This window comes from Atribacteraceae bacterium (genome assembly GCA_035477455.1).
Taxonomy (GTDB): Bacteria; Atribacterota; Atribacteria; order Atribacterales; family Atribacteraceae; genus DATIKP01.
In genome coordinates, this window is the sequence record DATIKP010000053.1 from 1 (window position 1) to 6,455 (window position 6,455).

Genomic DNA, 6,455 nt, shown 5'->3' on the forward strand with positions numbered 1-6,455 from the left:
TCACAGTTACCTGTTGCTATTCGCCGGCCCGAGCAACCGGGTGAGAGACTCCCTCATGCGCAGTGGAGGGTGAAGAAATTCCCCACCCCCCACTGGGGAAATATTTTTGCAACTTTGGGGATTTCCCTCTTGCAAAAAACAGATAGGAGTTCATCAAGATTTTAGATGAGGCAATTCGGCATCTGTACACCACCAACCCGATAAAATCCACTCATGAGTACCGTCAGGCTGCAAACCGACAAGACCCGTAACTGCGGGTCACGAGTGACCGTCCTCAGCATGGTCCTTAAGCTCTTTCTCAGTGCCGGGAAACGATGGAGAAGACTGAAGGGAGTTCCAAGGTTGGCAGAAGTTATGGAGGGAGTTATATTCGTTGAGGGAATACGCCAAAAAGAGGACGCCGCCTGATGGGTCATACCCAGCATTTGACATTAGCTCACGGTTCCTCTGGGCAGGGGTGGCAAAGTTGAGTTGAAAGGAGAAATTTAAAAAAGTAAAAACCCCGCAAAACCTTGCGGGGCTTGGTTTCTTCTGGTGGGCCCGAAAGGAATCGAACCTTCAGCCTGCGGTTTAGGAAACCGCTGCTCTTTCCTTTTGAGCTACGGGCCCACATAATTCGATCACAGTCTTATTCTATAGAAAATCGGATAATTCATCAACAATTTTTTCGAGCGGGGGGACCCCGGCAAACCATTCACGACCGGTGATGTCCATGGCCAGACGGCAGTACACCCAGCTTACGGCCTGAAGCAGGCGGGGCGGAAGCGGTTCCGGCTTTTCCTTGACCAGGCCTTTCCAACCCAGAGACACTTTTGTCTTGGCCTCTTGTACCGCCCGGAACCATGGTGTCTTCCGGTAATATTCACGGGTGGCCTCTTTACTTAAATGGATACCCTGGAAGGTAAACCGACATTCATCGGGCGTTCCCAACACGTCAACCAGGATCAGTTCCCGTTCCGGTCCCAAAGCCAGTTCGATCTTACCATCTTCGTTGGCAATGTGCAATCGTGACGTTTCCTGGGTTATCAACCTGTTGACTTCACCCAGTATTTCGCGGGCCGCTGTGATCTCCGCGGGAGTAAGAATGCCGATCTCCTCCACCTCTTTCCAACTCAGATAGCGGTCCTGTTCCTCAAGCTTGGTGGACACATCGAGTATCGACTGCGAAAGTCGCTCTTCCGGGTTCGGGAGCCGGGTCAATCCATAATCGGCCAAAGCCAGCTCACCCCGCTCCCAGCGTTTTCGAAAACTGGACCCGGCGGGCAGAGAATTCCGATAGATGAATTCATAAGGGATCAGGAAATCCCGCTCGTTCCATCTGTACACCCCGTAATCGTAAGTTCCTTTATCAACTGGTGGATGGATGACGCGAACGAGAGATACCCGCATGAGCGTTGAGGGTTCCGAGAGCTCGAACAGCGGTTTGACCTCTCCCCCTTCAGCCAGGCCCAGATAGTGGGTTCGCAAGCCCAACTGAGTTAGTTTTTCAAAAAAATACGCTCCCATAAGACATAGAGCGGCTCCTTTTCCGGGGATATGATCAGGCATCTCCCCCCAGTCGAAGACCGAATATCGGTCGGAAAAATGGAAGAGTCCTACACCGGGCATAGTTTCCCGGGGAGACTTCAGAACGGTCAGATCTTTCACGCTGCCCACAGATAACCTCCTCCTCTCCTCTGTAAATTACGCCTTTCATCCCCTCCGATCTTCATGTTTGATGCCGTCGGCCGCGCCGACTGGTTAACTTCTCTATAAATACAGGCTGTAGGTGTTTATAACCTGCTTTTCTCCTTCTCTCGGCGATCTACCCCGTAACCGAATGGGATTGTTTTTTCTTATCCTCTTTTCTTTGATTCTACTGCAATAAGTAATTTTGCTGCAAAAGAACGAAGGAAGCCTGGGCCTGAGCTGCCTAAATCAGCCGCTGAAATCACCGCATTTTCGCAGCAAAAAGGCCAAGGACGGCCTTTTCAGCAGCACTGCAACCGGACGTGGTCATTGAGGCGTGCCAGAAAATGCCAGATGAGGCGGGGCTGATGGCAACGGGGCCTCGCTGAAATGAGTTTTTGCAGCAAAATCAATATTGAAATTTTCAAATCCCTCTACCCCCTTTTCATTACCCGCTCGCGACCGTCGGGCCCAAACTGGTGGCCTATTTTACCAAACCAGGCCACAAACAAGTACATTATAGCCGGAAATGGCCCTTTCGTCAGGTATGCATTTTCCAGTTTCATAATGATATGCCGGACGACGGCCTTTGCCGAAGCGGGGAAGGTGAAAGGATCGGTTTCGAAATATGGTATATTACATCAACAACCTTTTCGATCGGGAGGTCGACCAGTGGAGCTCGTTTTCGGAATGAAGGACGTTCATCCTCCGGAACTGAAAATCAGACGGCATATCGAGGAACTACTGAGCAAAACGTTCGAAACCTGGGGTTACGAAGAAGCGGATACCCCCACCCTGGAATATCACGCTACGTTCAACCGGGTCCTCGGAGAAGAACAGATGAAACAGGTCTATCAATTCGTCACCCGAGGCGGAAAACTGGTGTGCCTCCGCCCCGAGTTCACCACCTCCATCGCCCGGATGTACAGTCGGAAATTCGCGGAAAAACTCATCCCGGCCCGGGTCTATTATGCGGGAAAAATATTTCGCCTCCCCTCCTCTCCCTTCCGCTCGGAAACGGAATTGACCCAGGTGGGTTGCGAACACATCGGGACCACCGGATCTCTCGCCGATGCGGAGATGATTGCCCTGACCCTTTCCGCCCTGAAAAACGTGGGCATAGAGGACTGTGTATTGGATATCGGCCACGTCGGTTTTATCCGCGGAATCATTGGAGCTTTGGAGCTCGATCCCGAAAGTCGGGAGTTGTTGATCAAATCGGTTCGCCGCAAAGATTTTCAGGCGATCAGGTACTGGATTGAAACGGGTGCGCGAAAAGACCGTGCTCCCGCCCGACTGCTCGTTGAACTTCCCTTTCTGCGGGGCGGGGAAGAAATTCTCGACCGGCACCGGAACCTCTTTCCCCGGAGCGATGATTTCAGGCAGGCGGAAGACAATATTCGCAAGATCTATGCCCGGCTCCGCGAATTCCGTCTAGACGATTCGGTCTTTCTCAATCTGGGGCTTACCCGGGATTACGACTATTATACCGGATTGATTTTCGAAGGATTTTCACCCCATGTCGGATATCCTCTGGTGGTGGGCGGCCGATATGACGAACTCTTCCGTCTGTTCGGAAAAAATTATCCGGCCTGCGGTTTGGTTTTTTTCACCGAACGACTGGTCGAGGTATTCCAGAAAACCGGGTCCCTACCCATTGCCTTTCACGGACCGCTAGTCATTCACCACCCCCCCGGACGGTGCGCTGAGGCGTTTACCCTGGCCTGCGAACTGCGCACCCGAGGGATTCCAGTGGTTGCGGAAGAAGACGGCAGGACGCAGAAGTTCCGTTTCACCCGCGATCAAGCCGAATTGCCGGTGTATGACTGCGATCCGGAGCAGATATGCCGCATACTGCAGGGAGGCGGCCAAGATGAGTAAACTGACGGTATCGGTGCCGACCGGCCGGCTGAAAGAGGAATCTCTGTCTCTTTTGGCCCGCCTGCGGACTTGGCCGGCTGAATACGTTTTACCCTCCCGCCGGCTGGTGGTTGAAACCAGCGATCTTCCCTGGAGGATCATGTTTTCCCATCCCAAAGACAGTTCGATTTATGTTGAGTTTGGGGCCGCCGACCTGGGAATCGTGGGCAAAGACATCCTCCTCGAACGGGAAAACGAGGTTTACGAACTCATGGATCTGGGAATCGGGCGCTGCACCATGGTGATCGCCGGCCCGGAGGGCTTGAGCCGCAAGGCCCTGTTCGAACGCGAACATCTTAGGATCGCCACCAAGTATCCGTCGATCACCCAACGGTACCTCTCGGAAAACGGAGTCACCGGCGACCTGGTATATCTTTACGGTTCGATCGAACTGGCTCCGGCGATCGGGCTGGCCGACGCCATCGTGGATATCGTTTCCACTGGAAAAACCTTACGGGAAAACCACCTGCGGATCATCGAGGAAATCGGTTTCATCTCCGCCCGGCTGGTGGCCAACCGGATAAGCATCAAGACCCGCAACACGGAAATCGCTGAATTTTGCAACCAACTGAACGAGGTGATCGAGCATGCCTGAGGTACCGATCATATTGAAACCGGTTTTGGAAACCGGCGACCTGGTCGCCAACCTGGTTCCCGATCGCCGACTCCGCTATGAAGAAAGCCGGGAATTGGATCAAACAGTGCGGGAAATTATCGACCAGGTCGCCCAAGGCGGTGATCGGGCCTGTCAGGAGTTGACCCAGCGTTACGACCAGGTCACCGTCCGGGAATTCCGGGTAGCCCCGGCGGAAATCGACCGGGCCCGTAGCGCGGTTCCCGAAAAAGTGCTCCTGACCCTAAATACGGCGATTGACCAGATCCGGGACTTTCACAGCCGCCAGAGCGAACAATCCTGGTGGTATGAACGCTCCGGGACCCAAATGGGTGAAATCAGGCGAGCTGTGGCCAGTGTCGCCGCTTATGTGCCGGGCGGCCGCTATCCTTACCCTTCATCGGTCCTGATGACCGTAATCCCCGCCCAATTGGCCGGGGTACCGCGCATCGCGCTGTTCACCCCCCCCGGACGCCTGGGAAATATCGCCCCGGAGATCCTCGCCGCCGCATCGCTACTGGGGATTGAGGAAATCTATCGGCTCGGAGGAGCCCAGGCGGTCGCTGCCGCCTGCTTCGGGACGGAGACGATCCCCGCCGTTGACCTGATCGTCGGGCCGGGTAACCGCTATGTGACCGTGGCCAAGAAACTTCTGCAGGGAATCGTGGGCATCGACAGCCTGGCCGGTCCCTCCGAAGTGGTAATCCTGGCTGAACCTCCGGCCCCGCCCACCTGGGTGGCGCTGGACCTCCTGGCGCAGGCCGAACACGATCCGCTGGCCCGGGCTATCCTGTTTTCTCCAAACGAAGGGTTTCTGCTCTCGGTCAAAACGGCCCTTGAGCGGGAACTGGCCAATCAACCCCTGCCGTTTGTCCGGGAGGTCCCCATCTATCTCCTGCAGACCGAAAGCCGGGATCAGGCCATTTTTCTTGCCGAAGTCCTCGCCCCGGAACACCTGGAAGTCATGCTTTCTGAGACCCCCGGTCTCCCCAGCCGGTTGATTCGTGCCGGGGCCTGGTTCATCGGAGCAGGATCGTGTGTCGCCGCCGGAGACTATGGCCTCGGGCCAAACCACGTCATTCCCACGAGCGGTGGAAGCCGTTTTTCATCCCCCCTGTCGGTCCGCCACTTCGTGACCACTTCGTCATTTGTGTCCCAACCTGATGAATCCCCCCCCGAGGGCTATGAAGAGCTTGCCCACCTGGCCCGGCTGGAAGGCTTGATTTACCACGAAAAATCCCTCCTGGCCCGGCTGGGAAAGAGCCGGCTCCCCGAATGGGTACGGGAACGCTCCGGACAAAGTTAGAAACTCATCCCCGTTTTTACGCGCGGCGCTGAAAAGCGTCGGCCAAAAACCGGGGAAGGGCAAAAGCTCCCCGATGAACATCCGGGGTATAGTACCGGGTGGGAAAGGGCAGTGGTCTACTGACCTTCTCCGGGTCGTTGCGCTTGGAGGCGATGATATAGGTCCATACCCCGCCCGGATAAATCGGCACCATTCCCCAGAAGAGCTTTACGACGGGAAACATAGACAGGTAGTCCCACAGGGTAGATACCGAGTCCGGGTGGAAAAAGGGCGGCTCGATCTGGGAGACCAGGGTCCCCTCCGGGGAGAGGCGAGTGAAGGCGTTTTGATAAAATTCCCGGGTAAAAAGCCCTTCTGCCGGACCCTGCGGGAGCGGGTCGGTCGAATCCAGAATGATGCAGTCGAATTCCTCCCGGGCGTTGGTCATATAGGCGATTCCATCTTCGACGAGGACCTTTAACCGGGCATCATCCCAGTTCCCCAGGGCGGGTAAGTGTCGCCGGCTGACTTCGATCACTTCACCGTCGATCTCCACCATGACTACCGAGCGTACCGGATGGCGAAGAACCTCCCGGGCAGCTCCCCCGTCTCCTCCCCCGATGACCAGGACCCGCTGCGGGTCCGGATGGGTGAGCATGGCCGGGTGTACCAGCATTTCGTGATACATGAACTCGTCCTTTTCCGATGTCTGGGCTATGCCGTCCAATAGGAGCAGGTTACCGTAGAGTTCCGTCCTGACAACCGCGATTTCCTGGTAGGGAGACCGTCCTCTATAGATGGTTTCCCTGACCTTGAGACTCATTTGGTAGTTTTCGATGTAATCCTGGGTGTACCACAGTTCCATCGCCCTTCTTCACTCCTCTCTCCAATTCTATGATCTTGACTTCACCGGGCTGGAAGATCTCTTCAATCAGGAGGATGCTGTGTTGAACATCGGCATCTCGCCTG

At 55.4% G+C, this 6,455-nt stretch carries 5 protein-coding genes, 1 tRNA gene and 1 pseudogene; 4 read left to right on the forward strand and 3 right to left on the reverse strand.

Annotation, left to right across the window (positions count from 1 at the left end; all coding sequences use genetic code 11):
- Positions 1-179 precede the first annotated feature (179 nt).
- Positions 180-408 (forward strand): annotated as a pseudogene (locus VLH40_02940) (IS256 family transposase).
- A 124-nt stretch (positions 409-532) separates the two neighbouring features.
- On the opposite strand, the gene VLH40_02945 reads toward VLH40_02940, so the two are convergent.
- Positions 533-609, reverse strand: a tRNA-Arg gene (locus tag VLH40_02945).
- Between the two features lie 24 nt (positions 610-633).
- Positions 634-1,656, reverse strand: coding sequence for a phosphoribosylaminoimidazolesuccinocarboxamide synthase (locus VLH40_02950; protein HSV30966.1), 1,023 nt, complete (start codon positions 1,654-1,656; stop codon positions 634-636).
- 684 nt (positions 1,657-2,340) lie between these two features.
- Here VLH40_02950 and hisZ point away from each other — a divergent pair.
- From hisZ to hisD, 3 genes are read left to right on the forward strand one after another with little or no spacing between them, the layout of a single operon-like run.
- Positions 2,341-3,549 (forward strand): ATP phosphoribosyltransferase regulatory subunit, encoded by a 1,209-nt coding sequence (gene hisZ / locus VLH40_02955; GenBank protein ID HSV30967.1) that lies wholly within the window; start codon positions 2,341-2,343, stop codon positions 3,547-3,549.
- Positions 3,542-4,183, forward strand: coding sequence for an ATP phosphoribosyltransferase (hisG, locus tag VLH40_02960; GenBank protein ID HSV30968.1), 642 nt, complete (start codon positions 3,542-3,544; stop codon positions 4,181-4,183). Before hisZ ends, hisG begins: the two co-directional genes overlap by 8 nt.
- Positions 4,176-5,507 (forward strand): histidinol dehydrogenase, encoded by a 1,332-nt coding sequence (hisD, locus tag VLH40_02965; protein ID HSV30969.1) that lies wholly within the window; start codon positions 4,176-4,178, stop codon positions 5,505-5,507. Before hisG ends, hisD begins: the two co-directional genes overlap by 8 nt.
- A 16-nt stretch (positions 5,508-5,523) precedes the next feature.
- Here the strand turns inward: hisD and speE are convergent, their stop codons facing one another.
- On the reverse strand, positions 5,524-6,351 hold the full coding sequence (gene speE, locus VLH40_02970) for a polyamine aminopropyltransferase (protein ID HSV30970.1): 828 nt from the start codon (positions 6,349-6,351) through the stop codon (positions 5,524-5,526).
- Between the last annotated feature and the right edge of the window lie 104 nt (positions 6,352-6,455).